Below are 26,224 nucleotides of genomic sequence, written 5' to 3' on the forward strand. Positions count from 1 at the left end.
TGCGGACTGCAAAAGACGCAAAAAAGGATGTTCTGCAGGCGATGGAACCGAACCAGGGACGGCTTAGGCAAGCGGGCGCGATGCGCCAGGCAACATCGCACGGCAGCTTCGGCTGCCGCCGCAACCCCGGCCGGTCACAGCGAACTGCCCGTCCCCTGGTCGGTGATGAGGCCGGTGAAGAATCCCTTTTCCAGGAGCTTGGTCATGATGCCGACCTTGTTCTTTCCGCCGGAAACGAGGATGCGCTTGGGAATGTTCAGCGTGTCGCGAGGATAGACCCCGACAATGCGCTCGTTGACGGGATGGTCGATGAGTTCGGCGTCCCGGTCGAAGAAATAGCCGAGAAAGTTCCCGATCGGCTTCAGTCTCAGGATATCGTCGAATTCCTCGTCGGTCATGTAACCGACGCTCCGCAGCGTCGAACTGGTTGTGCCGCCGACGCTCATCAGCGCAAGGTCGGCGTTCAGCGCCTTCTGGATAACCTCGCGCGCGCTCGGTTGCTGCAGGATCGTCTCACGGCTTTCACGGCTGTCGCAGATGATGGGTCCGGGGAGATAATAGGATTCGGCCTGGGTGCGCTGGGCAAAGACGGCGGCGGCGTCGTATTTGTCGATCGACGACCGGCGCGACAGCGAGCCGAGAAGCGGCACGACGGTAACGTTTCTGAGCGCCACCGGCTCGATGTTGGAAGCGAGCCATCGCATGGTTCGGCCCCACGCCATGGCGACCGTCATGTCGTCCCTGAGCAGCGTCTCGACGGTCTGCGCGGCATAGATGCCGATCACTTCGGAGAGCCCGAGTTCCGACCCGGTGTCATCAGGTGTGACGCTGCATATGTCGAGCCGGTACTTCCGCCTGAGCTGTTCTTCCATTTCGAGCGCCTGGGACGTCCCGGCATTGATGCGGATCGAGACGATGCCGCGCTCCTTCGCCTCCGCCAGCAGCCTGTGGATCTTGGTGCGGTTGATCTGCAGCCGCTCGGCGATGGCCTGCTGCGTTTCGCCCAGCACGAAATACTGATGGGCAACCCGTGCCAGCAGACCGATCGACGTCATGAGGGTCCTCCGATGCTTGTGGCGCACCCATCCGAATGCCGCTGTAGCCGGCCAACAAGTGCTTGCCACAGACAGGGCGACGATATAGCATTTGAACAAATGCACAAGATATGAACATTTGTGCATCGCAAAACGAAGCGGTTCGGGAGGAACGCGTGCGGGTTGCCCAAGCCAGACGTTTCGTCATTTCGGATCACCCGCTGCCTTGGCTGCTGCCGCTGGTGGCGATCCTGCTTGTCTTCACCGTGTATCCTCTCGTCTACAACATCTGGCTGAGCTTCCATGAGTTCGTCCCGCGCCGGCGGGCGCTCGAATTCGTCGGAACGGAAAACTGGGTGCAGCTGTGGAACGACGCGCGGTTCTGGCAGTCGCTCGTCATCACCTTCACCTATTTCGCCATCGCGCTGATCTTCGAGCTGGTGCTCGGCATGGCGATCGCGCTGCTCCTCGACAGCGACGGCTTCGGTTTCGGATTCCTGCGCGGCGTACTGACGATGACGCTCGTCATCCCGCCAGCCATTGTCGGCATGATGTATCTGCTGATGGAGGATCCGCAGTTCGGCGTGATCAGCTATCTCCTGCAGTCGATCGGACTGCTCAATTCGAACAACCCCATCCTCGCCACCGCGTCGACCGCGCTTGCCGGCGTTCTCGTCGCGGAAATCTGGCAGTGGACGCCGTTCATGGTGCTCATCTTCCTCGCCGGTCTCAGGGCGCTGCCGCCGGAGCCTTACGAGGCCGCGATGATCGACGGCGCGTCGTCGTTCCAGATTTTCCGGCGCATCACCTTGCCGATGATGTCGAAGGTGATCGCCATCGCCGTGCTGGTCCGCGGCATCGATCTGTTCCGGGTTTTCGACTACGTCTTCGTCATGACCTCCGGCGGGCCGGGAGCGTCGACCTACTCGCTGTCCCTCTATGCATGGCAGCAGACGTTCAGCTTCGTAAAATGGGGCTATGGAGCCACGCTCAGCCTCGTCACCCTGGTGATCGTCCTCGTCATTGCCAACCTCTTCATCCGTATCGCCAAGGTGAGGTGGTAGAATGAACGGCTCCTTCTCGACCCGCATGCTTCGCACCATCGCCGCCTGGGTTGTGGTCGCGATCTTCTTCTTTCCGATCTACTACTGGACGTCGGTGGCGTTCAAACACGGCAACGACATCTTCAACCGGCCGCCGAAACTGTTCGCCTTCACGCCGACCTTCGACAATTTCCAGAAGGTGTTCGGGATTTCGCTGGGCAGCGGCGGCATCACCGTGACGCCGGGCGGCGGCAATTTCTACATGGCGCCCCGCGTCTGGGATTCGATTGTGATCGCGACGCTGTCGACCGTGCTCGCTGTCGCCATCGCCACGCTTGCCGCCTATGCCCTGTCGCGCATGAACTTCCGCGGCCGGCACAGTTTCGTCGGCTGGGTGTTGTCGACGCGCATGATGCCGCCCGTCGCGGTCGCGGTGCCGATGTTCTTCATCTACAAGAATTTCGGTCTCATCGACACCTATACCGGCATGGTGCTGATCCACGCGCTGATGAACCTGCCGCTCGCCGTCCTTCTGATGAAGAGCTTCTTCGACGACATTCCCTCCGAGATCGACGAGAGCGCCATTGTCGATGGCGCCAGCCGCTTCATGATTTTTCGCAGGATCGTGCTGCCGATGGCCAAGGGCGGCATCGCCGCCACGGCGGTGCTCTGCTTCATCTTCAGCTGGACCGAATTCCTGTTTGCGCTGACCCTGACCACCACGTCGCTCAAGACCGTGCCTGTCGTCTCGTCGACCTTCGTCACCTCGATCGGCACCGCCTGGGGCAACATGGCCGCGCTTGGCGCCGCATCCATCATTCCCGCTTTCATCTTCATTCTGTTGGTTCAGAAGCACCTCGTGCGCGGTCTCACGATGGGATCGTTGAAACAATAGATGGGAGGCTCGAATTCGCAGCCTTGAGAAAATCGCGAATTAACCCGGAGGAGTAGACAATGAAAGACAGCATCAGAAAGACGCATCTTGCCTCTGTCACCGACCGCTTCGTTCGCGGACAGATGGACCGCCGCTCGTTTCTTCGCGCAGCAGGCATTCTCGGCCTCGGCGCCGGCGCGCTCGGCATGGGCTTGGGACGACGTCCGTTCTACGGCATCAGCCAGGCATCGGCTCAGGAACAGGAACTGAAGCCCAGCGCCGAAATCACCAAATGGCTCTCGGATGTCGGCAAGCCCTTTGCCGGAACGACGCTTCGTCTCGCCACCGAATCGACGCCGCCGTCGAATGCCATCGCCACGCAGCTCAAGCAGTATTTCGAGGAGGCTACCGGCATCAAGGTCGAGATCGAAGTGCTGCCGCTCGAGCAGGTGCTGCAGAAGCTGACCCTTGACGTGGCTTCGAGCCTCGGCACTTACGACCTCTACTATATCGACCAGAGCTGGGCGGCGAGCTTCAGCCAGGACGTCTTCGATCCGCGCGAGCAGCTCAAGAACGCCGACCTGGCAATGCCGAACTACAACATCGACGACTTCCTGAAGCCGCTCGTCGACGGTATCGCCATGTACGAGGACCGCATGGTCGGCGTGCCCTACGACATCCCGATCTTCATCATGCAGTACCGCAAGGACGTCTGGGACGAGCTCAAGCTGCCGCCTCCGGCGACGCTGGACGATTTGCTGAAGGCGTCTGCGGCGATCACCGACGCCAAGGGCCCCAACATGTACGGCACCAGCGGCCAGATGAAATCGGGCCATTACAGCCTCGAATGCGATTGGACGGCGTGGCTTTGGGGCCATGGCGGTTCGATTTTCGGCCCCGACGGCAAGTTCACCGGCAATGACGACGCCGGCTTGGCCGCCATGGCCTACTGGGACAAGCTCAAGGCGACGATGCCGCCCGGCGTCGACGGCTGGACCTGGGATGGCGAGGGCCAGTCGGTCGGCCAGGGCGTCGCCGCCTCGATGCTGTCCTGGGGCGAGTTCTTCCCGTTCTTCGACGATCCCAAGGCCTCCAAGGTCTCGGGCCTGATGGAAGCGATGGTTCCGCCGAAACCTGCCGCGACGCTACGCACTGTCGAGCAGACCGGGTTCGGCGAAATTCCGGGCGTTGGTCACCAGGGCGGCTCTTCGCTCGCGGTATCGAAATACTCGAAGAGCCCGGACGCCGCCTGGATTTTCATGCAGTGGGCGACCTCTGCCGACACCCAGGCGCTGATTACCGTTCTGGGCGGCGGTACCGGGCCAACGCGCACCAGCGTCTATGACGATCCGCGAGTGCTGGCCAATGCGCGTGTCGGCGCCGGCACGACCCGCCACTTGCCGGTCGTGCGCGACACCATCGCCAACTACATGGGATCCGAGCCCGACCTGCCGGCATGGGCAGAACTCTCGAGCGACATGATCCCGGTTGCGCTGGGCAAATACTTCGCCGGCCAGTCGGGCTCGGCCAAGGAGTCGCTCGACGCCCTGAAAACCCAGGTCGACGATCTCGTCGCCAAGGGCTGAGTCTTCCCCCGGGCTGGCTGCCCGAAGGCCGCCAGCCCGGGGTATCGACAATTTCGATTGAGGAAAGCCATGGCTGGAAAACAGCTCGTAGCAGTGACAGGAGCCAGTTCTGGTATCGGCGAGGCGGTCGCCAAGGCGTTTTCCCGCGCCGGCCACCCTGTTTTGATGATGGCCCGCCGTCTGGAGCGCATGGAGGCGCTGAACCTGCCCGACAGCATGGCTCGGCAGGTCGATGTCCGCGACCGCGCCGCGATCGCGGCTGCCGTGAAGGAGGCGGAAGCCGAATACGGACCGGTCGACATGCTGTTTGCCAATGCCGGCATTGCGCGGCTTGCCGACATAGGCCGCCAGCCGCCCGAGGAATGGGACGAGATGATCGACATCAACACCAAAGGCGTGCTGAATTCGGTCCACGCCGTGATGTCGGGCATGATGGAGCGCCGTCATGGAACGCTGTTCATGATGAGTTCGATCGCCGGCCGAAAAGTCTATCCGGATCATACGGTCTACTGCGGGACGAAATTCTTCGTTCACGCCGTGTCGGAATCGCTGCGCGACTATCTTTCCGACTATGACGTCCGCGTCGTCGTGCTTTCGCCCGGGGTGATCGAAACCGAGGTTCTGAGCGGTGTCCTCGATCCGCAGACACTCGCCAACTACAAGGCCAACAAGCTCAAGATCGGCGGCGGCATCGGGCCGGAGCACGTCGCTGACCTCATGCTGCACACCTACCAGATGCCGCAGGACGCTCTCGTGCAGGAAATTGTCATCACGCCGACCAGGCAGAAATACTGACGACCCTGACCCGGGCGTCTGGAGACAGAGAATGGCCACCGTAGAATACAAGAACATCGCCAAGAACTTCGGCCATGTCGAGGTGATGAAGGACATCTCCTTCGGCATTGCCGACCGCGAATTCGTCGTGCTTCTTGGCCCGTCGGGCTGCGGCAAGACCACGCTCCTGCGCATGACGGCCGGGCTAGAGCGCGTGACCAACGGCGACCTCTTGATCGGCGACAGGCGGGTCAATGACGTTCACCCGCGCGATCGCGACATCGCGATGGTGTTCCAGAACTACGCGCTCTATCCGACAATGAAGGTGTTCGACAATATCGGCTTCAGCCTCGAAGTGGCGAAAGTGCCAAAGGCGGAGATCAGGAAGAAGGTCGAGTGGGCGGCGGAAATCCTGAATCTTACGCCCTACCTCGGGCGCTATCCCAAGGAACTGTCGGGTGGCCAGCGCCAGCGCGTCGCCATGGGCCGCGCCATGGTGCGCAATGCCGCCGTCTTCCTTTTCGACGAGCCGCTCTCCAATCTCGACGCCAAGCTGCGCACGCATATGCGCGTGGAAATCCGTCAACTCCACAATCGTCTCGGCACAACCACGATCTACGTCACCCACGACCAGATCGAGGCGATGACGATGGCCGACAAGATCGTGCTGATGCACGCCGGCAGGATCATGCAGATCGGCACGCCCGACGAGGTCTACGAGCGCCCGAACTCGAAATATGTCGCTGATTTCATCGGCTCGCCGTCGATGAACTTCATCGCCGGCGCTGTCGAGACCGCAGGCGGCAGTCCTCGCTTCGTCGCCGAAGGCGTGTCGATCGGCCTGTCGCCGCAAATCAAGGCAACACCAGGCCAAAAGGTCATCATGGGCGTGCGGCCACACGATCTCGGCATTTCGGATACGGGTGAGATCAAGGGCGAGGTCGTGCTGTCCGAAACGACCGGCGCCGATGTCCAGATTCATTTGCGCGTGGCGGGATACGATGCCGTCGCCGTGGTGCCGCGTGACGAGCGCCGCAGCGCCGGCGCCGCGATCAATCTTTCGGTGCTGCCGGGCAAGGTGCACCTCTTCGATGCGGCCACGGAACTGCGTGTCGCCTGAGCTAGCGATGACGGCGTCGGCAGAGCGCTGCCTCAGCCCTTCAGGCTGAGATAATCAGCCAAAGCGACCGCGTTGTTGTGCAACTCGTCCTGGGCGCCGTAGAGCAACGTCACCCGGCCGTTGTCGAGCAGGGCACGCAACTGGCCGACCGCCTCGCTGTTCCGGTCGAGCTCGCCGCGATAGCGCTGCTGGAATTCCATCCAGCGCGTCGGCTCGTGGCCGAACCATTTGCGCAATTCATCGCTTGGCGCGATGGTCTTCAGCCATAGCGTCAGCGCGGCGTCTTCCTTGCGGACGCCGCGCGGCCATAGGCGGTCTATGAGCACCCGCTGCCCATCGCCAGGCGAGGGCGGCTCGTAGATGCGCTTGACCCTGATATCGAGTTTCATTGCCAACTCCGGGGTTGGCCGCCATGTCGTCTTGCTGGCCATGTCGCCTTGCTGGCCATGACGGCTTGCTGGCGGCTGCTTACGCCCACTCGCCCCTAAGCCCACTCGCCCTTGCGCATCACCGGCACGCGGCTGCCGTCCTTGCCGACGCCGTCGATGTCGACCTTGTCCGAACCGATCATCCAGTCGATATGGATGAAGCTCTTGTTGCCGCCGCGCGCCGCGATCTCGTCGGGAGTGAGCGAGGCGCCGTCGACAAAGCACTTCGAATAGCACTGGCCGAGCGCGATATGGCAGGCGGCATTCTCGTCGAACAGCGTGTTGAAGAACAGCAGGCCGCTCGCCGCGATCGGCGAGGAATGCGGCACCAGGGCGACCTCGCCGAGCCGGCGCGAGCCTTCATCGGTGTCGAGCACTTTCTTCAGCACACCCTCGCCGCGGCTGGCCCTGGCCCCGACGATGCGTCCCTCCTCGAAACGCACCGCAATGCCGTCGATCAGCGTGCCCTGATACGACAGCGGCTTGGTGCTCGTAACATGGCCTTCGACGCGCCTTGCATGCGGCGTGGTGAAAACCTCCTCGGTCGGGATGTTCGGGTTGCAGGTGATGCCGTTCCTGGCGGTCGAGGCGCCGCCCATCCATTCATGGCCGTCGGCCAGACCGACGGTCAGGTCGGTGCCGGGTCCGGTGAAATGCAGCGCATGGAAATTATGGCCGTTCAGCCATTCGGTGCGGCTGTGAAGCGCCGCATTGTGCGCCTTCCAGTTGCCGATCGGGTCGTCGACATCGACCCGTGAGGCGGCAAAGATCGCGTCGGCGAGCTTCGCCACCGCGACGTCGTCGCTATCGCCCGGAAACACCTGCCTGGCCCAGGCCAGGTCGGGGTAGGCGACGATGTTCCAGTTGATGTCGAAGCCGGTGATCTTTTCCAGCGCCGGCTGGTAGGCGATCGAGTTCGCCTTGTTGGCGCGCGCCACTTGTCCCGGATCCTGCGCCGACAGCAGCGACGGATCCTCGCCGCGCACGGCCAGCCGCGCCGCATTGTTGGCGAAGGCCTTGGCCATGCCCTCGTAAAGCCAGCCGGCGGCGTGGTCGAAGCCGGCATCGGCGCCGTAGCGGAAGCGAGCCAGCGTCATCTCGTCGTCGTTGAAGATCGGCGTCACCAGGCCGGCGCCGGCCTTGTAGGCATGCTCGACGATCCGCCGAGCCAAAGGCAGCGCTGCGATTGATGATGTCAGCACCAGATCCTGCCCCGGCTGCAATTGCAGCCCGACCTTGATGGCGACTTCTGCCAGCCTGTCGAGCTTCACCGGGTCGATCGTTGCGGCAACGCCGCGCGAATGTGTGGTCATGATCCTGCCTGTCGCGATGTGGGAGTCTGGTTCTTACATAGACCGGTGCCATCGGTCTTTCCACCGTGATCGACCGGGGCCTGCTCAGGCCGCGCCGCCGAGCGCGCCGAACTGCGCCATCGTCGCCTCGATCTCCTCGCGGATCCAGATCTTGAAATCGCGCACCTTGCGGCTCTCGCTCTTGCTGGCCGAGGTCACCAGCCAGTAGCCCAGCCCGCTCTCAGCGCGGACGCCGAACGGCGCGACCAGCCGGCCGTCGGCGAGAGCGTCAGCCGTCAGCAATTGCCAGCCGAGCATGACGCCGTGGCCGGCGATCGCCGATTCCAGGCAAAGCATCGGGTCGGTGAAGCGCGCGCCCTTGAGGAAGCTGACCGGCTTCACCCCGGCCGCCTCGAACCAGCTTTCCCAGCTGATCATCGCTTTTTCGTCGGTGATCGCGCAGGTCAGGGCGAGATCATCGATCGATTTCAGTTTGTCGGCGATCACCGGGGCGCAGACCGGGAAGACTTCCTGCGCCAGCAGCAGTTGCGCGCGCACGCCCGGCCATTTGCCGTCGCCAAGCCGGATGGCGATGTCGATGTCCGAGCGATCGAGATCGGCAATCCGCACCGAGGCGTCGATGCGCAAAAGCACATTCGGATGCCGGGCGAAGTGGCGTGACAGTCGAGGCAGCAGCCACTTCGAGGCAAAGGCCGGCGCAACCGAGACCACCAGCGTGCATTCGGAGGCCTCGTCGGCGAGCGCCACGGCTTGGGCGAGCTCGCGGAAACCTGCCCCGAGCCGGGCGGTGAAGACGGTGCCGAATTCGGTCGGCACCAGACCGCTTGCCGTTCGTTCGAACAGCGCCTGGCCAAGTTGCGCTTCCGTCCGCTTGACCTGCTGGCTGACGGCGCTGGCGGACACGTTGAGTTCGCTCGCCGCAGCCGAAAGCGATCCCAGGCGGGCGACGGTTTCCACGGCGCGCAGGCCGTTGAGGTGGACGCGGTTCAGCATGGCCATACAGTTTTTCTAAACCGGCACGGTTGAAATCTCAATTGAAATGCGGGGATGAACGGCAAATTTTAAGGAACAAGCAGACCTGTGGAGGAAAAATACGATGAAGATTTTGTCACTGCTCGGGGTCTTTTCCGCTGCCGGCGCGCGGCAAAGCCGGTCGCATGAAAGCGAGGCCACCCGATGGGCCACCGATCCGCTGTCGCATCCTGTGCTCGACACCATGTCGGAGCGCGAACTCGGCGACCTGCCGTTCCGGCTGACGGCCCGGCGCACGGCCTACGAGACCGGCACCGGCCAGGCTGGCTGCGGCTGAAGATGCGAGCAAAGGTCGGAGCGGGCTCAGTTCCTTTCAGGGACAAATCGCAAGCCTTGGAGATGGGCTGAACCATCCCTCTCTTCGTCATCCCAGGGCGGAGCAGGAGCGAAGCGACGTCGCGGAGACCCAGGGATGACGAAGCCATGGTGGTCTGCGGCCAATCGCAACGTCGGATATTGGTCGGCTGGAAGCTGCTCGTCCGCCGCTGCAACCCGTTCTGGCCCAACAAGAAGCGGATTGTTTCACCCGCTCGTGCACCTATTGTGCACCGCAATGAAAGCCGCTTCGCCGTCCCCTTTGCGCCTCGCCTTCGCCGGCATGATTGCCCTGGCCGTTGCCATGGGCATCGGCCGCTTCGTCTATACGCCGATCCTGCCCGGCATGATGGAGGAACTTGGCCTGACGCCGGCCGATGCCGGCTGGATCGCGTCCGCCAACTATCTCGGCTATCTCGTTGGCGCGCTCGCAGCCGTCGGCGGCTGGGCGCACGGTCTCGAGCGCCTGCTGATGCTTGCCGGTCTTGCCGCCACCGCAGTCCTCACCGGGCTGATGGGCCTGGCCGACACGATGGCGGCCTTTCTCGTCATCCGCTTTCTTGCCGGTGTGGCCAGCGCCTTCGTCCTGGTGTTCATGTCCAGCATCGTTTTCGGCCATCTCGCCGCGGCCGGCCGAAACGACCTGCAGGCTCTGCATTTCGGCGGCGTCGGCCTTGGCATAGCGGCGTCCTCGGCGCTGATGGCAATACTTGTCACCGAACAGGCCGGCTGGCCGGCGGGCTGGTTCTGGTCCGCCGCGATCTCGGCCTGCGCCATTGCCGTCGTGGCCTTGCTGCTCGGCAGCACTGCGACCGCCAACGGCGCCGATGGCCGCGAACCGGCGCTACCAAAGGGCCGGTCACTGGTGAAGGTCATAGTCGCCTACGGGCTGTTCGGCTTCGGCTATATCGTGACGGCGACGTTCCTGGTCGCCATCGTCCGGCAGGGCGGCGGCGGCCGCGTCTTCGAGGCCGTGGTGTGGATGGTCACCGGCCTTGCCGGAATTCCCTCGGTCTGGCTGTGGCAGAAGATCGCGGCAAAGATCGGGCTCTACCGGGCTTATGCCTGGGGGTGCCTCGTCGAGGTGGTCGGCGTCAGCGCGAGCGTCACCATGGGCGGACACATTGGGCCGCTGCTCGGCGGGTTTCTGCTTGGCGGCACCTTCATCGCCATCACCGCGCTCGGCCTTCAGACCGGAAGGCAGCTTGCCCCGCAGGCGCCACGCCGGATCCTGGCATCGATGACGGCGTCCTTCGGCCTCGGCCAGATCATCGGTCCGATCGTCGCCGGCCTGCTTGCCGAAGCCTCGGGCGACTTCTTCCTCGCATCGATCGTGGCCGCCGCCGTGCTGCTTGTCTCCGGCGCGGTCATCTGGTCGGCTGCGCCAAAATCGCCATGATTGTGGTCTTGCTCGGTGCCGGGCATCACGCACCGGCCATTTTCATTCCGATCGATGTGTGACCTTATGCCCGCTGAACAGCAACGCCGCTGATTTGCGCATCGACCGAGGATTTCCTAACAGTGTTCGTATCCTTCTTCCCGCAGCCGAAGTTGTTTTTCACTTCGGCCGTCGCCTGGAGCCTTCTGCTCGTCCTCCTGTGGTTTTTCGGCGGCGAGCACCTTGGCACGATGCTCGGCATGCCGCCGGTCGACCCGCAGGCAGCGCCAGTCATCAGCCCGATAAGATTCCTGACGCCGGCATTCCTCTGGTTTTACGGATATTTCTTCGCCGGTATGGGCGTATTCTACCTTTTCTGGGCGCTGTATTCCCCGCATCGCTGGCAAAACTGGTCGATCCTTGGCTCTGGTTTGATTATTTTCGTCACCAATTTCATCGTGCAGATCAGCGTGGCGCTCAATGACTGGCGCGGCATGTTTTACGACATGGTGCAGAAGGCGCTGACCACGCCGGGCTCCGTTACCCCTGCCGAGCTGTACTACGGAGTATGGCAGTTTCTGTCCTTGGCGCTGGTCTATATGAGCATTGCCGTCCTGAACGTCTTTTTCGTCAGGCACTATGTGTTTCGCTGGCGCACCGCGATGAACGATTATTTTACCGCTTACTGGCCGCGGCTGCGCCATATCGAAGGGGCGTCGCAGCGCGTTCAGGACGACACGATGCGCTTCTCCGGCACAATGCAGGGGCTCGGAGTGAACTTTATCGACTCCATCATGACCCTGATTGCATTCCTGCCCTTGCTGGCCTCCCTTTCTCTCCATGTCTCAACGCTCCCAATCGTCGGAGCAATCCCTTATCCGCTGGTCATTGCGGCGATCGCCTGGTCGCTGTTTGGCACCGGCTTGTTGGCAGTCGTCGGCGTCAGGCTGCCCGGGTTGGAATTTCGCAATCAGCGGGTTGAAGCCGCGCTGCGCAAGGAACTTGTCCTCGGCGAGGACGACACGGCACGAGCGCAGCCACCAACTCTGGCCGAGCTTTTCAGAAATGTTCGCAAGAACTATTTCACTCTCTATGCACACTATGTCTATTTCGACATGGTCCGCTATCTATACCTTCAAGTCGACAACGTATTCGCCACGCTTATTCTTGTTCCGACCTTGGCAATCGGCAAGATAACATTTGGCGTTTTCCAGCAAATTGTCACCGCCTTTTCACAAGTCGCCACTTCGTTCCAATATCTCGTGAATTCCTGGCCGACCATCGTCGAGCTGATATCCATCTACAAGCGCCTGCGCGCCTTCGAGGCGACACTTGAAGGGGCGCCGCTGCCGGAAATCGACCAGGCCTATCTGGAGCGAGAGCGAGCCGGCTTGCGCCCTGAGGATCAGCCGGTAAGTTGAGAGTGACGGGGCGGCGAGCGCTTTCGGCTCAGCCGCCCACCGACGCCTGCTTTTCCCCGGCGCGTTGGCGCGAAACATAGTCGCGATAGCTGATGCACTCGACATCGGGCCTGGTGCAGACCTCGCCGGCAAAGCGCTCCAGCGCCTTCCAGTAGGCGCCGTCATTCATCAGTGTGAAATGGAAGCCGAGTTCCAGCGGAATGCGTTTGCCCTGATATTGCGCGTCGAAGGCGGCGCGAAAGGCGTCATGGGTCCGGTTGGCGAATTCGTCCGCCTGGCTCGGCCGCTCGAAGCCGCCGGAATGCCTGACATAGAGATTGTAGTCCATCGCGATCACCCGCCTTGTGTCAGGACCTTCCGGAATCTGCGGCAGTGAGAAGCGTGTGATGCCGTCGCGGATCGGCGGCCGGGCAGGGCCGCGCGACACACCGCTCGCGTCGAACCAATAGCCCGCCTTTGGCAGCGCCTCGTAGAGCGCCTTGTTTGCCGACAGATAGGGTGCGCGAAAGCCAACCGCCTTACGTGCAATTTCGCGCCAGCCTGCGGGTTCGAAGGTGATAGCATTGATCGAATAGGCGTTTTCGAGAATGCGCTTGAACGAACCGAACTCGCTCAGCCAGTCGGCCTTGTTCCAGTCCTTGCCGTCGAAATGGCCGCAAGCGTGGCTGCCGATGTCATGGCCTTCCGAGGCGGCGAGGTTTATCTGCTCGAGCCGGTCAGCGATTTCCTGTTTCGAGGCGGCGAAGCCGATATTGGATTCGCCTGATGTCTTGCCGGGCGCCTTGTATTGCTTGCGCGTCTCCGGCGAGAGCAGGAAGACGCAGGACACGAAATAGGTGAAATGGGCGCCGGTGCGCTGGGCCAGCGCCCGGCTGCGCTTCCATTGCGAAATATCGCGGGCGCTGTCGAACGAGATGAGGACAGCCTGCTTCGGCTTTACCGGCGCTGGCGGGTCGGCGACAGCAGCGCCCGCCGCAGCAAGCGACGCGATCGAAAACGCAACAGCGCGGGGCAAACGAGGCATCAGTGTCTGATCTGGATTTTGAGGAGGGTTCGCGCACCGGCTATTGGCGAAATGTGGCGTGGGTGCGGTCGCCGTTGTCGGTCATCCTTGACATCGCCGTCCGGCGATTAGCTGATTTTCCGGTCGAACCCCTTCCATGCCGGCAAAATTTCGCTAAAACGCGGGCTACCGCATCGGCCTGAAGTGCAGAATTGATTTTTTTCAGGAAACACGATGCGCAAATTCAAGTGTTAGAGCGTACTTTCAATGGACGCACGTCGCTCTAAACCGCCCTGAGGCGGGCAGGATGGCTTTGAGATGTCGGACGACAGTTTTATCCGCGAAGTCAACGAAGAGATGCGTCGCGATCAGGCGCATGCGCTGTGGGACCGTTTTGGTCCTGCCTTGCTTGCGCTCGCGATACTGGTGGTGGTCGGCACCGCCGCCTTCGTCGGCTATCGCTATTGGGACGAGACCCGCGCCAATCGCTCGGGCGATGCCTTCTCGCAGGCGCTGAAGCTTGCCAATGAGGGCAAGAGCGACGAAGCGCTGGCGGCCCTCGATGCGCTGGAAAAAGATGGCTACGGCGCTTATCCGCTGCTCGCCCGCATGCGGGCGGCAACCGTCAAGGCGGATAAGGGCGACGTCGCCGCCGCCGTCAAGGACTTCGACGAGGTCGCCGCCGATACGGACATTCCATCAGGCCTTCGCGATATGGCGCGCCTCAGGGCAGCGCTGCTGCTCGTCGACCACGGTTCGTTCGCCGATGTCTCGAGCCGAGTCGAGACGCTCACCGCCGACACCAATCCGCTGCGCCATACCGCGCGCGAGGCGCTCGGCCTTGCCGCCTGGAAGGAAGGTAAGGCAACGGACGCACTGAAACTGTTCGACCAGATCGCCTCGGATGACAGCGCCCCGCGCAACGCGCGCGAGCGGGCGACGTTGATGTCCGAGTTGATCCGTGGGTCGGGCAATGTGTCGTGACGGATGACGTTCAAAGTCGCCATCATCGGCCGGCCTAACGTCGGCAAATCGACTCTTTTCAATCGTCTGGTGGGAAGGAAGCTGGCGCTTGTCGACGACACGCCGGGCGTCACCCGCGACCGTCGCGTCCATGCCGCCAAGCTCTACGATCTGCATTTCGACGTCATCGATACCGCCGGCTTCGAGGATGCTGCTGCTTCGACGCTGCCGGGCCGCATGCGCGCCCAGACCGAGATCGCGATCCGCGAAGCCGACCTGATCTTTTTCACCATCGACGCCAAGTCCGGGCTGATGCCTGACGACAAGACCTTCGCCGAGATCGTGCGCAAGTCCGGCAAGCCGGTTGTCGTGGTCGCCAACAAGGCCGAAGCGCGCGGCGCCCAGGGCGGCATGCTGGAGGCTTGGGAACTCGGCCTTGGCGAGCCGATCCCGGTCTCGGCCGAACACGGCCAGGGCCTGCCCGATTTGCGCGATGCGGTGATATCAGCACTGGGCGAGGCACGCGCCTTCGACGAAGAAGAGGATGCCGACGAGGAGGCCGCCGCCAGCGAGGTGCTGATCGGCGAGGACATCACCGATCCGGATGCCGAGCCGAGCTATGACGATACCAAACCGATGCGCATCGCCGTCGTCGGCCGTCCGAACGCCGGCAAATCGACGCTGATCAACGCGCTGATCGGCGAGGAGCGGCTCCTGACCGGGCCGGAAGCCGGCATCACCCGCGATTCCATCTCCGTCGACTGGGACTGGCATGGCCGCCGTCTCAAACTATTCGACACCGCCGGCATGCGCCGCAAGGCCCGGATCCACGAAAAGCTGGAAGTCATGTCGGTGCAGGACGGCCTGCGCGCCATCCGCTTTGCCGAGATCGTCATCATCGTGCTCGACGCCACCATTCCCTTCGAGAAGCAGGATCTGCAGATCGCCGACCTGATCATCCGCGAGGGCCGCGCGCCGGTGATCGCCTTCAACAAATGGGATATGATCGACCACCCGCAGGAACTCCTGGCGGAACTGCGCGAGAAGACCGAGCGGCTGTTGCCGCAGGCGCGCGGCATGCAGGCGGTGCCGGTCTCGGCCGAGACCGGGCGCGGCCTCGACAAGCTGATGGATGCCGTCATCAGGACGCACAGAGTGTGGAACAGCCGCGTCTCGACCGGCAAGCTCAACCGCTGGCTGGAAGGCATCCTGGCGCATCATCCGCCGCCTGCCGTCGCCGGTCGCCGGCTGAAGATCAAATATGTCACCCAGGCCAAGACGCGGCCGCCGGGCTTCGTCGTGTCCTGCTCACGGCCGGACGCGATGCCGCAATCCTATGTTCGTTACCTCTCCAACAGTCTGCGCGAAGCCTTCGACATGCCCGGCGTGCCGATCCGCATCGCCTTGCGCACCTCGGAAAATCCGTTCGCCGGCAAGGCGAAGAAGCGCCGCTGAGCTGTGCGTCTTCTGGGCGCCAGCATCAGCTACGCTCCGCAGCCGGCTCGCCGGCAGCGGCGCGCTTTAATGGGCGGTGTAGGCTCCGTCCACCAGATGGTAGCTCCCGGTGATAAAGCTGGCCTGATCGGACAACAGGAAGCACACAAGAGCCGCTACCTCTTCCGGTTTGCCGCGCCTGCCCATCGGCTGAAGGGCTGCCATGCGCCGGGTGGTTAAAGTCTCCATTTGCTCCGATAGAAGAGGCGTTTCGATCCAGCCGGGGCCGACGACATTGATGCGGATGCCCATCCTCGCATATTCAATCGCCGCAACCTTGGTCAGCCCAACGACCCCGTGTTTCGCTGCCGTGTATGCGGACGCAGTCGGCAAGCCGACGGAACCGAGAATCGAGGACATGTTCACGATGGCGCCTCCGCCTCGATCCAGCATGGCGGCGATTTCGTACTTCATGCTGTAGAAAACGCCATTCAGATTGACGTTTATCAGCTGGTGCCAGTTGTCGAGCGGATAGTCTGCCGTCGCTTTTCGAACGCCGTCGATACCTGCGTTGTTTACCGCCATATCCAGTCCGCCGCATTTCTGGACAGTGAACTCGATCAGCTTTTCGACGGCTGCCGCATCCGTGACATCGACCGCAAAGTCGTGGGCCTTGCCTCCTTGCGCGCTTATTTCGGCAGCCATGCAGCGCGCGGCCTCGGCATCAAGGTCGGCGACAACAATTTCGGCTCCTTCTTGCGCGAGTTGCCGTGACACAGCCGCTCCTATTCCGGAGCCTGCGCCGGTCACAATCGCGACTTTACCATGGAAGTCAGGCTTCATCGTCTCTGTCCTATGCCCATTGTGGCCTAACCGAACAGAGGCGGACGGTTATCGCAAGAAGTTTCGCTCCAATTCGCTCGTCAATCCTGTGAATTCATTTTGCCACCCCACAGCGAGACTTGGCCCGCACGCCTCGCAATGGTAGAGACGAGGAAGGGCGGTAGATTGACCAGTTTCCTAGCAGGTAGAAATGGAAGAACACAACATTGCGCGCCGGGGGCTCGTGCTGGGAAGTCTGGCTCTGATGCTCTCCGGGTGTACGTCGACGTTACAGCAGGTGACGGAGCCGATTTCATCCGCGTTCGGACCAAGGAATGGCCTCAATCCTCGTTTCCGACGGAAGCAAGTGCGGTACGACGGAAACGAGCCGCCTGGAACGATCGTCGTCGATACTTCGCAACGTTTTCTCTATGCCGTCGAGGGCGACGGGTGGGCGACGCGCTACGGCGTCGGCGTCGGCGAGCAGGGGCTTTCGTTCAAGGGTACAGCGACCGTCGCCCGCAAGGCGGACTGGCCGTCGTGGACACCCACCACCAACATGATGAGGCGCAAGCCTCGCCTGGTGAAATATGCAGGCGGGGTCCCTGGTGGACCAAACAACCCGCTTGGTGCGCGTGCCCTTTATCTCTATCGCAACGGGCGCGACACCTACTTCCGGATACATGGTACAAACGAGCCATGGACGATAGGCACAGCGGTATCGAACGGGTGCATCCGTTTGACAAATGACGACATCATCGACCTCTACGAACGGACTCCTTTGGGCACGACGGTGGTGGTGGTTTGATGGTGGGCAGGCCTGATCTCCGTTGCATGGTGAGCCCTGCCGGCACGTCACCGCAGAGGTGTCGCCTGCAACCGGGTGCCGAGTGTGTCATTTCTGCACTAGGCTTTGGTGTAGATCGCAGCTAACTTGGTGGGGCTGCATATCTTTTTATTTGTGGCGATTCTATAGGCTGTTCCGCCCCTGGGGAAAGGATTGCTTGATGAGCAGAATGTTGATTGTAATGGTTGCTACCCTCGCCGTTACCAGTCTGAGTGGCTGCGCGAACGGGATCGGTAAAGGAAAGGGGAAGGCTCCTCCGCCGGAACCCGTTGCCGTAGAAGAGCCCGTGATTAAATAAGCACCGGCTTTCGGAGATTTGGGGAAGGGCCGCCAGGCCCTTCCCCATCGATATGCAGGGGCCAAGGCCGGATTCGCAGCCTACATGCGGTTGGCGGGCATAGGCTGGCACCATGTCTGTCTCGGAGTTCTGGATGAGATGACGCTTGTAAGTGGCCGTTCAACAATTGTGGCCCTGCTCGCGCTTGTCGCGGCGTCATGTCAGTCGCAGGACAACAAACCCCAGCCGACTTTTGTGTCCAATGAACGGGCACTGAGTACCGCGGCGATGCCGGCGCGCGCGGCCCAACGGCATTTCATCGAGTTCCGCTCCCGGTACGCCCTTACCTACGGCCATTCCTACGTGATTTTTGGACGATTGAACCAGGCGGGACGGATGGTCAACCCCGAAGTCGCGGGGCTCGCTCCGAAGTCCGATGATCCCAATGTCTATGTTCTCGGCCATGTGGCGCCCGTGCCAGCCACGACCGGGTGGACGGACGGCGACCTGGAAGATGCCTACCGGTCGGCAAGCTGGCGCGTTTTACTTACGGAAGCCGAATATAGGAAAGTCGTCGCGAGCATACGAAAGCTGCAGGCCAGCTCTCCGCTTTGGCACGCCTCACTCTACAACTGCAACGCATTCGTAGCGGACATCGCCAGATCGATGGGGTATAAGACCCCCGGTACCTGGCTCCGGCCGCAACAATTCATAACCAAGCTTCGGGAGATGAACGGGGGTTGAAATGCGATTTGCAAACCCGCTTTCGCCTCATTCGCCCGGTCAACTCCGAAAGCAGCGCGCTCTGAATGTCTTCGGTCGACAATTCGGACGCTGACATCGTTGCGACGGTTTATCGTGGTCCCAGATCGAGAAAAGGCTCCGGTGACCTGAAGTGACCATTTCTGTAGCTTCACTTGGCGAGATCATATGGGTGATCGGCCTCGTTGCCTGGTATGTGATCCGGTATCCCTTCGAGCGCCGGGCAAGGCGCGTGCGAATTGTAGCTGGCGGCCGCTCGCGTTCCGACACCGTCGGGCTTGCATCGGCTCTCCTTGGCCTGGCGATCCTGCCTGGCTTCTATGTCGCCACCGGCATCCCCGCAGCGGCTGACCATCCGGCCAGCGTGTGGTCGGTGGCGCTCGGAACCATTATCTTCTGCTCCGCGCTGTGGATTTTTCGCATGTCCCACAAGGAACTTGGCCGTAACTGGTCGATCACGCTCGAGATTCGCGAACGGCACGAACTGGTCAGCGCCGGGCCATACGCCTTGGTCCGTCACCCGATGTACACCTCGTTCCTGCTTATGGGGCTCGGCCAGCTCTTTCTGCTGCCGAACTGGGTTGCGGGCATATCCGGTTTGATTGGTTTCGCCGTCCTTTTCCTGCTGAGAGTGGACAAGGAAGAGCGTATGATGCTGGAGACTTTAGGCCCGCAATACCGTGCCTATATGGAAAGGACCAAGCGAATAGTCCCTTATCTTTATTAGAGGTCGTTTGATGCGAGGCCGAGCCATCAAGCTTTCGGCGCCCCGGCGCCTTGTTGGCGATCTGATGAGGTTTTCGATCGGCGTGCCACGCGTCGCGGTGCAGCGTCAGATGAACCTCGGCCCATTGGTAAGGGCTAGAATGGCGCAGCAGACCAGGCCCTCGTGGACCGCGATCTTCCTGAAAGGATATGCGCTTCTCGCCCTGGAGATGCCGGAGCTGCGGCGCGCCTATGTCAAATTGCCCTGGCCGCAGCTTTACGAGTATCCGGCAAGCGTGGCCTCGATTGCCCACGAGCGCGAATATGATGGCGAGCCGGCCGTTCTGCTGAGCTGCATCAAGTGCCCGGAGCGCTACTCCATCACGGAACTTGAGGGGTCCATCCACGCGGCTCGATCACGGCCGATCCTCGAGGTCCCGGAGTTCCGGCGTGCGTTGCGGATGGCAGCTGCGCCCGCGCCAGTCAGGTGGCTGCTTATGTGGCTAGGGTTGAACATCGCCCGGCAAAGGGCAAATTACTTCGGTACCTTCCAACTGTCCGTCTATTCTGGTCTCGGTGCGGAATCACTCAACCCGCTGACACCATTGACCACGCTTCTGAACTACGGTCCGATCGGCAACGACGGATCGGTGAATGTCCGCATCCACTACGATCACCGGGTGATGGATGGAGCGAACGTCGCACGAGCACTGGAGCGATTCGAAAAGATTCTGAACGGCACTGTCGCCAATGAAGTGATGCTGCTCGGTCAGGGTGTTTCCGCTCCTGCAAGACGGAGGAACGCGACGTGATTTCGCACAGTGGATTGCGGCCGGCCGTCGTCGTGATTGGCGGCTCGGGTGGAATTGGCCGGGCAATTGCGGGCGTCGCTGCACGGGAGCACGGCGCGGTTGTGCTGGTTGCCCGCTCGCCCGAGGGTTTGGCCGCCGCGGCGTCCGAGGTTCGGGAAGCGGGTGGCGAGGTATTCACGCTCGAGCTGGATCTCGTGGCAGGCGATGCGCCAATGCTCCTGGAGGGCTTTCTGTCCGCACACGGCCTGGTCTGTGATGTCCTGGTCAACAGCGCCGGCTACGGCCTGCGGGGTGCGACGACGGCGCTGCCTGTTGATGGTCAACTCGGCATCATCGATCTCAACATACATTCCCTCACAGAACTGACCCTCCATTTTCTGCCCGGAATGGTGGCGCGCCGACGGGGCGGGGTGCTCAATCTCAGTTCCGTCGCCGGGTTCCTTCCCGGACCTTATATGGCTCTGTACTTCGCCAGCAAAGGTTTCGTGCGCTTCTTCTCAGAGGCGCTTCACCAGGAATTGCGCCGAACCGGTGTGACGGTCACATGCGTGGCACCAGGCCCGGTGTCGACGGAGTTTCTCGCAAGGTCAGGCGCCAATCAGACGGTGCTCTTCAATGTCTTGCCCAAAGTGGATGCGGAGTATGTGGCCGAACGTGCGTGGCGAGGGTTCAGATCCGGTCGTCGCCTCGTCGTGCCGGGAATCTCGGCCAAGTTGGCTGCCCTTGCGGCATCGCTCCTGCCTTCCGCAGCGCTGCTGCCCCTGGTCGGCCGGCTGCAACGCGGCGGCAACGATCAATGTCCTTGCGGTTCAGGTATGAAGTTCAAGAAATGCTGCGGTACCCGCCAGATCCAGCTGCGCCGGGGCCCTCGGGGAATTGTCCCCTGACCGGACCAGCACGCCACCGAAAAACCTCATTGAAGCAAGAGACGTTCGCCGATGGCGGGCCGTTAAGCATGTTCGTGGCATAGCCGTTAAGCATGTTGGTGGCAGAGAGGAGGCTCCTCCATCTCTGAACAGCGCTCTGCGGAGCGGGGATTGCGACCGTTGGAGCCGTTTCCAACAAAAGCCTTTGAAATGATTGGCGCTGTCGACCTCCGTTAACGCCCCATCAAGGTTAATGCATCATCGTGCCTCTCCAGTGGGGTCCGTTGCGTTTCTGGAGAGTTCCGTGCATCGACGTGTTTTGAAGCGGCTTGTCGCTTTCGCCGGTGAGAAAAGACGTTCCTTTCTGTCTCCTCTGGTCATTGGACTTGGCATCTGGGTCGGCTTTCCCAATGTCATCGCCTACCAGGACATGACGAGCCTGGTTTCGGGCCTCAAGGCGCCGAACGCCCGCTGGAACGCCTATGTCGAGAAATCCGTCGCCGGCTCGGTCCATGCCGCCGAAATGCCTTTCCTCGATTCCGACACCACCGGCTCGATCTCGGGTTCCGGCGTCCGGTTGCCCGGCATCGGCGCCGTGTCGTTTCGCGGCAAGGGCAGCGTGGCCAGCACGACGCCCGACGAGGACCGCATCATGCGCGCCGACAAGAAGGGCCGCATCATCATCGTCTCGCCGGTCGCGCCGCCGAAGAACTTCAATGCCGGCTCGGTGTTTGAGCGCACCTCCTCGCTGCTTCGCCGGAGCATGGACAGCGGGCTGAAGATGGCGTTCGCCAAGCCCGAGATCAAAGGCAAGGAGATCCAGATTGCCGCCGCGTTCCATAGGCGCGTCGACAAGAAGCCGGATCCCGGCGTGCCGGCCATGCTGGCCTCGCTGGTCAACAACGACCGCCCCGACGTCCTGGCGACCGCATACGCAGCGGCCGCGCCTGACTATGCCCAGGCTTCGCCCTTCGAGGCCTTGCTTCAGGACGAGCAGCCGAACGATGGCCGCTTCATTCCGCCGGTGGCCAAGGGCGACCATTCGTGGATGCAAACTCCGCTGCCGGCGAGCGTCTTCTCGAAGCCGGAACAGACTTGCCTCGCCAACGGCATCTATTTCGAGGCGCGCGGGGAATCGGTGCGCGGCCAGGCCGCCGTCGCCCAGGTCATTCTCAATCGCGTTCGCAATCCGGCCTATCCGAACTCGATCTGCGGCGTCGTCTATCAGAACGACAAATGGTTCAACCGTTGCCAGTTTTCCTTCGCTTGCGACGGCAGGAAGAAGCGCATCCAGAGTCCCGCCCACTACAAGACCGCGCAAGACATCGCTATGGCGGTCACTGCCGGCAAGATCTTCATCCCGGAAGTCGGATCGTCGACCCATTACTACGCCAATTACGTCAACCCGGGTTGGGCGCGGACGATGAAAAAAATGACCAGGATCGGCCTGCACATTTTCTATCGCACTTATGGCGGCGGCTGGAGCTGAGCGCTCCGGCAAGGCCCCGGGCGCGGCCGATCGAAGACCCGTTGCCGCAGGGATTCGGCCGCGGCACGCCAGCGGCGGTAGCGGGCACGATGTCGCACCCTAGCAAGCTATTGATTTTCATGGGAAAAATACTTGACGCTGAAGTCCTGCCCGTGGCTTGACGGGCGGGGACCCTCTAACTATGTTGCCGGCGACTTAAGAGCGGACGGACGGTGACGATCTGACCGGGCAAGGGGGTTTGCGATGGCCGACAAGAATGGGCCAGACGGAACCGGAGAAACCGGCCGCGGCAAACAGCGTCAAGCCGACATCCGCGACGACGATCTTGAGCGCCGCCGGCGCGAACTTGAAGCATCGCTTGCGACAAGGCGGCCGGACCGGCTCGAGGGGAAAGACGACGCGAAAGCGGGCAGTGCGGCCGGATATGGCCAGGCGCTCAAGCTATCCAGCGAGTTCATCGCCGGGATAGTGGTTGGTGCCGGTCTTGGCTGGATCATCGACCGTGTGGCGGGGACATCGCCATGGGGTATGATCGTTTTTTTGCTGCTCGGTTTTGGCGCCGGCGTGCTCAATGTCCTGCGCTCCGCGGGACTTATGGCGGAATTCGGACAGGGCGACAAAGCCCGCGATCCGAAAGAATGACTTGAGGCGCCGCTTGCCGGCGCAGTGAACAGGACACTAAAGCCGCGCGCGGCTTTGATGGGGATTTAAAGTGGCTGCTGACAAGGTCGATCCGATCCACCAGTTCCATATCAACAAGCTGATTCCGATCGAGATCGGCGGCTACGACCTGTCGTTCACCAATTCGGCGCTCTTCATGGTCGCGACCGTCGCCGTCGCCTCGGCGTTCCTCTATCTCAGCACCTCGAGCCGTAGCCTCGTTCCCAGCCGTCTTCAGTCGGTCTCGGAAATGGCCTACGAATTCGTCGGCAACATGCTGAGGGACGCAGCCGGAACCCAAGGCATGAAGTTCTTTCCCTTGGTATTTTCGCTGTTCATGTTCGTGCTCGTTGCCAATCTGCTCGGTCTTTTTCCATATTTCTTCACCGTCACAAGCCACATCATCGTCACCTTCGGCCTTGCCGCGCTGGTGATCGGAACCGTCGTCGTCTACGGCTTCATGAAGCATGGCCTTGGTTTCCTGAAACTGTTCGTGCCGCATGGCGTGCCGGTTTACCTGCTGCCGCTGGTAGTGCTGATCGAGGTGATTTCCTTCGTTTCGCGCCCGGTCAGCCTCTCGGTTCGTCTGTTCGCCAACATGCTGGCCGGCCACATCACGCTGAAGGTGTTCTCGGGCTTCGTGGTGAGCTTGAGCGCGCTTGGCACGCTCGGCATTGCCGGATCGGTCCTGCCGCTGGCGATGGCCGTGGCGCTGACGGCGCTGGAACTGCTGGTCGCCTTCCTGCAGGCCTACGTCTTTGCCGTGCTGACCTGCATGTATCTGAACGACGCCCTGCATCCCGGGCACTGACCCAGGTTGACCCAAGAGTTTCCGGCCCTGCTGCCGGGATAGAAATCGCAACGGAATTTTTAGATCCAAAGGAGTTGAACACATGGAAGCAGAAGCAGCAAAGTTCATCGGCGCCGGCATCGCATGCCTCGGCATGGGTGGCGCCGGTATTGGCCTTGGCAACATCTTCGGCAGCTATCTGGCGGGCGCATTGCGCAACCCGTCGGCCGCGGATGGCCAGTTCGGCCGCCTGATCTTCGGCTTCGCCGTGACTGAAGCGCTGGGCATCTTCTCCCTGCTCATCGCGCTTTTGGCCCTGTTCGGCTGAGCCCCTGTTCGGCTAACATTGGGAATTGGAAGGGCCGGCCGCAAATCGGCGGCAGGCCTGACATCAGGGGATAGTCCATGTTCGTGACATCTGCCTTTGCGCAAGAGTCCGCGCCTGCCGTCGAAGGCGGCCATACCGGCACGGAAGGCGATACGCATTCCGGCACCGGTGTGCCCGCCGAGGCGCACGGCGTGTTCCCGCCATTCGATCCGGCGACATTCCCGTCGCAGCTTCTGTGGCTGGCGATCACCTTCGGGCTGTTCTACCTGTTCCTGAAGAAGGTGGTGATGCCGCGTGTTGGCGGCATCATCGATGTCCGCAACGACCGCATCACCCAGGACCTCGACCATGCCGCCAGGCTGAAGGGCGAGGCCGATGCCGCCGTTGCCGCCTATGAGCAGGAACTGGCGGAGGCCAAGACCAAGGCCAATGCGATCGGCCAGCAGGCCAACGATGCCGCCAAGGCGGAAGCCGAAGCCGCCCGCAAGAAGGTCGAGGCAGCGCTTGACCAGAAGCTTGGCGAAGCCGAGGCTCGCATTTCGACCATCAAGGCCAATGCCATGAAGGAAGTCGGCACGATCGCCGAGGACACGGCTTCGGCAATCGTCGAGGCGCTTGTCGGCGGCAAGGCCAGCAAGGCCGAGATCGCGGCAGCCGTCAAATCCGTGGCCCGGTGAGGAGCGCATCATGGACGCCACATCACTCGCGACGCTTTGGGCCACCGTTGCCCTCGTCATTTTTCTGGGCATTGCCGTCTACGTCAAGGTGCCTAAGCTGATCGCCAAGGCGCTCGACGCCCGCGCCGACAAGATCAGCAACGAGCTTGAAGAAGCGCGTCGGCTGCGCGAGGAGGCCCAGCAACTGCTCGGCCAATACCAGCGCAAGCGCAAGGAAGCCGAGCAGGAGGCCGCCGACATCGTCGCGGCCGCCAAGCGCGAGGCCGACATGCTGGCTGCCGAGGCGCACAAGAAGACCGAGGACTATGTCACCCGGCGCACCGCGCTTGCCGAACAGAAGATCGGTCAGGCGGAGCGCGAGGCGATCGGCGAAGTGCGCGCCAGTGCCGTCGATATCGCCGTCGAAGCCGCCCGCACGCTGCTCGCCGCCAAGATTGACGCCAAGGCGGGCGCCGACCTGTTCCAGGCCTCGCTTCAGGACGTCAAGTCCAGGCTGAATTAAGGAGAGAATCTCCCCCCTTGAGGGGGAGATGTCGCCGAAGGCGACAGAGGGGGTCGCCTCGGCGTCGCGGCGCCCTATCGGATAATATGTCGAATGAAAGAGGGGCGCGGCGCTTCACGCGCGGCTACCCCCTCTGGCCTCCCGGCCATCTCCCCCTCAGGGGGGAGAAAGCGGTCAATCCAGACCCGAAAAACTCTCTTCGTCGAGCACTTCGGTTCCGCCAAGCCGGAACGGCGCGAAGGACGCGCGGTGCAGCCGCGCCACCGGTCCATGCACCTCGATCGCCGTGCGATGGCGGACCGTGGCGTAGCCCATATGGAGCTCGAAACCGTAATCCGCGTGATGGCTGCCGCAGCCGCACATCATGCGGTCGCGCATCACCTTGGCGACGATCGAGGCGGCGGCGATCGACTGCGAGCGCTGGTCGCCCTTGATCAGCGCTCTGCCTTCGCATGGCAGTCCGGGAGGCACGTCGCGGCCGTCGGCCAGGGCCAGCTTTGGCTGCACCGAGAGGCCGACCAAGGCGCGGCGCATCGCCTCGAGGCTGGCCTTGAGAATATTGCTGCCATCGATGCCTTCCGCGCTGACCGAGGCCATCGACACGGCAAGAGCGGAGCCAAGGATTATCAGGAACAGCGCTTCGCGCTGCAGGTGGCTGAGGCGCTTGGAATCGTCGAGACCGTCGGGAATGTTGGCGGGATCGAGCACTACCGCTGCCGCGACGACCGGCCCGGCCAGTGGGCCGCGCCCGGCCTCGTCCATTCCCGCCACCGGCCACAGGCCTTCGGCCATCGCCTTCGTCTCGAAGGAGAAATCGGGTCTCTCAACGATTTCGAAGAGAAGCGGAGAATCAGAACGCGCGCGAGCCATGTTGCGGCGAGGTTCGCATCGGCTCCGATTCTCCGCAAGCCCCTCCGGGTCGGGTGAAGCACCGGACCCGGAGGGCACCGTCTGCAAGCCCGGGGACAG

The 26,224-nt window shown here is 62.2% G+C and carries 29 protein-coding genes; 22 read left to right on the top strand and 7 right to left on the bottom strand.

Going from position 1 to position 26,224, the window contains the following annotated elements; genetic code table 11:
- Positions 1–134: 134 nt before the first annotated feature.
- Complete coding sequence (locus tag AC0L2Z_RS01365; RefSeq protein WP_023799422.1) at positions 135–1,055, bottom strand: sugar-binding transcriptional regulator; 921 nt, start codon at positions 1,053–1,055, stop codon at positions 135–137.
- Positions 1,056–1,210: 155 nt separating this feature from the next.
- Between AC0L2Z_RS01365 and AC0L2Z_RS01370 the strand changes: the two genes are divergently transcribed.
- From AC0L2Z_RS01370 to AC0L2Z_RS01390, 5 genes are all read left to right on the top strand, one after another.
- Positions 1,211–2,098: a carbohydrate ABC transporter permease gene (locus AC0L2Z_RS01370; protein WP_473626367.1), complete on the top strand. Its 888-nt coding sequence runs from the start codon at positions 1,211–1,213 to the stop codon at positions 2,096–2,098.
- A 1-nt stretch (position 2,099) separates the two neighbouring features.
- Positions 2,100–2,972, top strand: coding sequence for a carbohydrate ABC transporter permease (locus tag AC0L2Z_RS01375; protein ID WP_023799420.1), 873 nt, complete (start codon positions 2,100–2,102; stop codon positions 2,970–2,972).
- A gap of 59 nt (positions 2,973–3,031) precedes the next feature.
- Complete coding sequence (locus AC0L2Z_RS01380) at positions 3,032–4,537, top strand: ABC transporter substrate-binding protein (RefSeq protein WP_287049622.1); 1,506 nt, start codon at positions 3,032–3,034, stop codon at positions 4,535–4,537.
- A 69-nt stretch (positions 4,538–4,606) separates the two neighbouring features.
- Positions 4,607–5,332, top strand: coding sequence for an SDR family oxidoreductase (locus tag AC0L2Z_RS01385; protein WP_287061543.1), 726 nt, complete (start codon positions 4,607–4,609; stop codon positions 5,330–5,332).
- Positions 5,333–5,363: 31 nt separating this feature from the next.
- Positions 5,364–6,431, top strand: coding sequence for an ABC transporter ATP-binding protein (locus AC0L2Z_RS01390; protein ID WP_287061542.1), 1,068 nt, complete (start codon positions 5,364–5,366; stop codon positions 6,429–6,431).
- 32 nt (positions 6,432–6,463) lie between these two features.
- Here AC0L2Z_RS01390 and AC0L2Z_RS01395 read toward each other — a convergent pair whose 3' ends face one another.
- The 3 genes from AC0L2Z_RS01395 to AC0L2Z_RS01405 form a co-directional block, all read right to left on the bottom strand.
- Positions 6,464–6,820 carry a DUF488 domain-containing protein gene (locus AC0L2Z_RS01395; protein ID WP_023799416.1) on the bottom strand — a complete coding sequence of 119 codons (357 nt, stop codon included), beginning with the start codon at positions 6,818–6,820 and terminating at the stop codon, positions 6,464–6,466.
- Between the two features lie 95 nt (positions 6,821–6,915).
- Positions 6,916–8,172, bottom strand: a complete 1,257-nt coding sequence (locus AC0L2Z_RS01400) for an aminopeptidase (protein ID WP_287061541.1) — start codon at positions 8,170–8,172, stop codon at positions 6,916–6,918.
- Between the two features lie 84 nt (positions 8,173–8,256).
- The gene (locus AC0L2Z_RS01405; RefSeq protein WP_128179822.1) at positions 8,257–9,171 is read right to left on the bottom strand and encodes a LysR substrate-binding domain-containing protein; all 915 of its coding nucleotides are present in this window, start codon (positions 9,169–9,171) and stop codon (positions 8,257–8,259) included.
- A gap of 97 nt (positions 9,172–9,268) precedes the next feature.
- Here AC0L2Z_RS01405 and AC0L2Z_RS01410 point away from each other — a divergent pair, with 97 nt between their 5' ends.
- From AC0L2Z_RS01410 to sbmA, 3 genes are all read left to right on the top strand, one after another.
- Positions 9,269–9,481, top strand: coding sequence for a hypothetical protein (locus AC0L2Z_RS01410; protein ID WP_473626370.1), 213 nt, complete (start codon positions 9,269–9,271; stop codon positions 9,479–9,481).
- Between the two features lie 276 nt (positions 9,482–9,757).
- The gene (locus AC0L2Z_RS01415; RefSeq protein ID WP_473626371.1) at positions 9,758–10,918 is read left to right on the top strand and encodes a YbfB/YjiJ family MFS transporter; all 1,161 of its coding nucleotides are present in this window, start codon (positions 9,758–9,760) and stop codon (positions 10,916–10,918) included.
- A gap of 122 nt (positions 10,919–11,040) precedes the next feature.
- The gene (gene sbmA / locus AC0L2Z_RS01420; protein WP_027152287.1) at positions 11,041–12,318 is read left to right on the top strand and encodes a peptide antibiotic transporter SbmA; all 1,278 of its coding nucleotides are present in this window, start codon (positions 11,041–11,043) and stop codon (positions 12,316–12,318) included.
- A 28-nt stretch (positions 12,319–12,346) separates the two neighbouring features.
- On the opposite strand, the gene AC0L2Z_RS01425 is transcribed toward sbmA, so the two are convergent.
- Complete coding sequence (locus AC0L2Z_RS01425; RefSeq protein ID WP_473626373.1) at positions 12,347–13,342, bottom strand: polysaccharide deacetylase family protein; 996 nt, start codon at positions 13,340–13,342, stop codon at positions 12,347–12,349.
- Between the two features lie 297 nt (positions 13,343–13,639).
- On the opposite strand from AC0L2Z_RS01425, the gene AC0L2Z_RS01430 reads away from it, so the two are divergent.
- Positions 13,640–14,305: a tetratricopeptide repeat protein gene (locus AC0L2Z_RS01430; protein WP_027152289.1), complete on the top strand. Its 666-nt coding sequence runs from the start codon at positions 13,640–13,642 to the stop codon at positions 14,303–14,305.
- A gap of 3 nt (positions 14,306–14,308) precedes the next feature.
- A complete protein-coding gene (gene der, locus AC0L2Z_RS01435) occupies positions 14,309–15,739 on the top strand; it encodes a ribosome biogenesis GTPase Der (protein ID WP_128179825.1) in 1,431 nt (476 codons plus the stop codon).
- A 66-nt stretch (positions 15,740–15,805) separates the two neighbouring features.
- Here der and AC0L2Z_RS01440 read toward each other — a convergent pair whose 3' ends face one another.
- Positions 15,806–16,561: an SDR family NAD(P)-dependent oxidoreductase gene (locus tag AC0L2Z_RS01440; protein ID WP_287305084.1), complete on the bottom strand. Its 756-nt coding sequence runs from the start codon at positions 16,559–16,561 to the stop codon at positions 15,806–15,808.
- Positions 16,562–16,751: 190 nt separating this feature from the next.
- Here AC0L2Z_RS01440 and AC0L2Z_RS01445 point away from each other — a divergent pair, with 190 nt between their 5' ends.
- The 12 genes from AC0L2Z_RS01445 (at position 16,752) to AC0L2Z_RS01500 (ending at position 25,255) form a co-directional block, all read left to right on the top strand.
- Positions 16,752–17,348 (top strand): L,D-transpeptidase, encoded by a 597-nt coding sequence (locus AC0L2Z_RS01445; RefSeq protein WP_023799405.1) that lies wholly within the window; start codon positions 16,752–16,754, stop codon positions 17,346–17,348.
- Positions 17,349–17,547: 199 nt separating this feature from the next.
- Entirely contained in the window at positions 17,548–17,685 is a 138-nt protein-coding gene (locus AC0L2Z_RS01450; protein ID WP_084646669.1) for an ABC transporter, read from the top strand.
- A gap of 138 nt (positions 17,686–17,823) precedes the next feature.
- Positions 17,824–18,408: a hypothetical protein gene (locus AC0L2Z_RS01455; protein ID WP_031255001.1), complete on the top strand. Its 585-nt coding sequence runs from the start codon at positions 17,824–17,826 to the stop codon at positions 18,406–18,408.
- Positions 18,409–18,565: 157 nt separating this feature from the next.
- Entirely contained in the window at positions 18,566–19,153 is a 588-nt protein-coding gene (locus AC0L2Z_RS01460) for a protein-S-isoprenylcysteine O-methyltransferase (protein ID WP_031254999.1), read from the top strand.
- Between the two features lie 10 nt (positions 19,154–19,163).
- Complete coding sequence (locus AC0L2Z_RS01465) at positions 19,164–19,943, top strand: 2-oxo acid dehydrogenase subunit E2 (protein WP_236369824.1); 780 nt, start codon at positions 19,164–19,166, stop codon at positions 19,941–19,943.
- Between the two features lie 14 nt (positions 19,944–19,957).
- Entirely contained in the window at positions 19,958–20,830 is an 873-nt protein-coding gene (locus AC0L2Z_RS01470) for an SDR family NAD(P)-dependent oxidoreductase (RefSeq protein WP_473626376.1), read from the top strand.
- A gap of 283 nt (positions 20,831–21,113) precedes the next feature.
- On the top strand, positions 21,114–22,298 hold the full coding sequence (locus tag AC0L2Z_RS01475) for a cell wall hydrolase (protein WP_473626378.1): 1,185 nt from the start codon (positions 21,114–21,116) through the stop codon (positions 22,296–22,298).
- Between the two features lie 243 nt (positions 22,299–22,541).
- Entirely contained in the window at positions 22,542–22,940 is a 399-nt protein-coding gene (locus AC0L2Z_RS01480) for an AtpZ/AtpI family protein (protein ID WP_236387947.1), read from the top strand.
- A gap of 70 nt (positions 22,941–23,010) precedes the next feature.
- Positions 23,011–23,769: a F0F1 ATP synthase subunit A gene (locus tag AC0L2Z_RS01485; protein WP_077381387.1), complete on the top strand. Its 759-nt coding sequence runs from the start codon at positions 23,011–23,013 to the stop codon at positions 23,767–23,769.
- An 82-nt stretch (positions 23,770–23,851) separates the two neighbouring features.
- Positions 23,852–24,076, top strand: coding sequence for a F0F1 ATP synthase subunit C (locus AC0L2Z_RS01490; protein WP_023799397.1), 225 nt, complete (start codon positions 23,852–23,854; stop codon positions 24,074–24,076).
- A 77-nt stretch (positions 24,077–24,153) separates the two neighbouring features.
- The gene (locus AC0L2Z_RS01495) at positions 24,154–24,753 is read left to right on the top strand and encodes a F0F1 ATP synthase subunit B (RefSeq protein ID WP_023799396.1); all 600 of its coding nucleotides are present in this window, start codon (positions 24,154–24,156) and stop codon (positions 24,751–24,753) included.
- A 10-nt stretch (positions 24,754–24,763) separates the two neighbouring features.
- Complete coding sequence (locus AC0L2Z_RS01500; RefSeq protein ID WP_128179833.1) at positions 24,764–25,255, top strand: F0F1 ATP synthase subunit B; 492 nt, start codon at positions 24,764–24,766, stop codon at positions 25,253–25,255.
- Between the two features lie 174 nt (positions 25,256–25,429).
- On the opposite strand, the gene AC0L2Z_RS01505 is transcribed toward AC0L2Z_RS01500, so the two are convergent.
- A complete protein-coding gene (locus tag AC0L2Z_RS01505) occupies positions 25,430–26,125 on the bottom strand; it encodes a ribonuclease HII (protein ID WP_473626380.1) in 696 nt (231 codons plus the stop codon).
- Between the last annotated feature and the right edge of the window lie 99 nt (positions 26,126–26,224).

This window comes from Mesorhizobium sp. WSM4850, assembly GCF_055811735.1.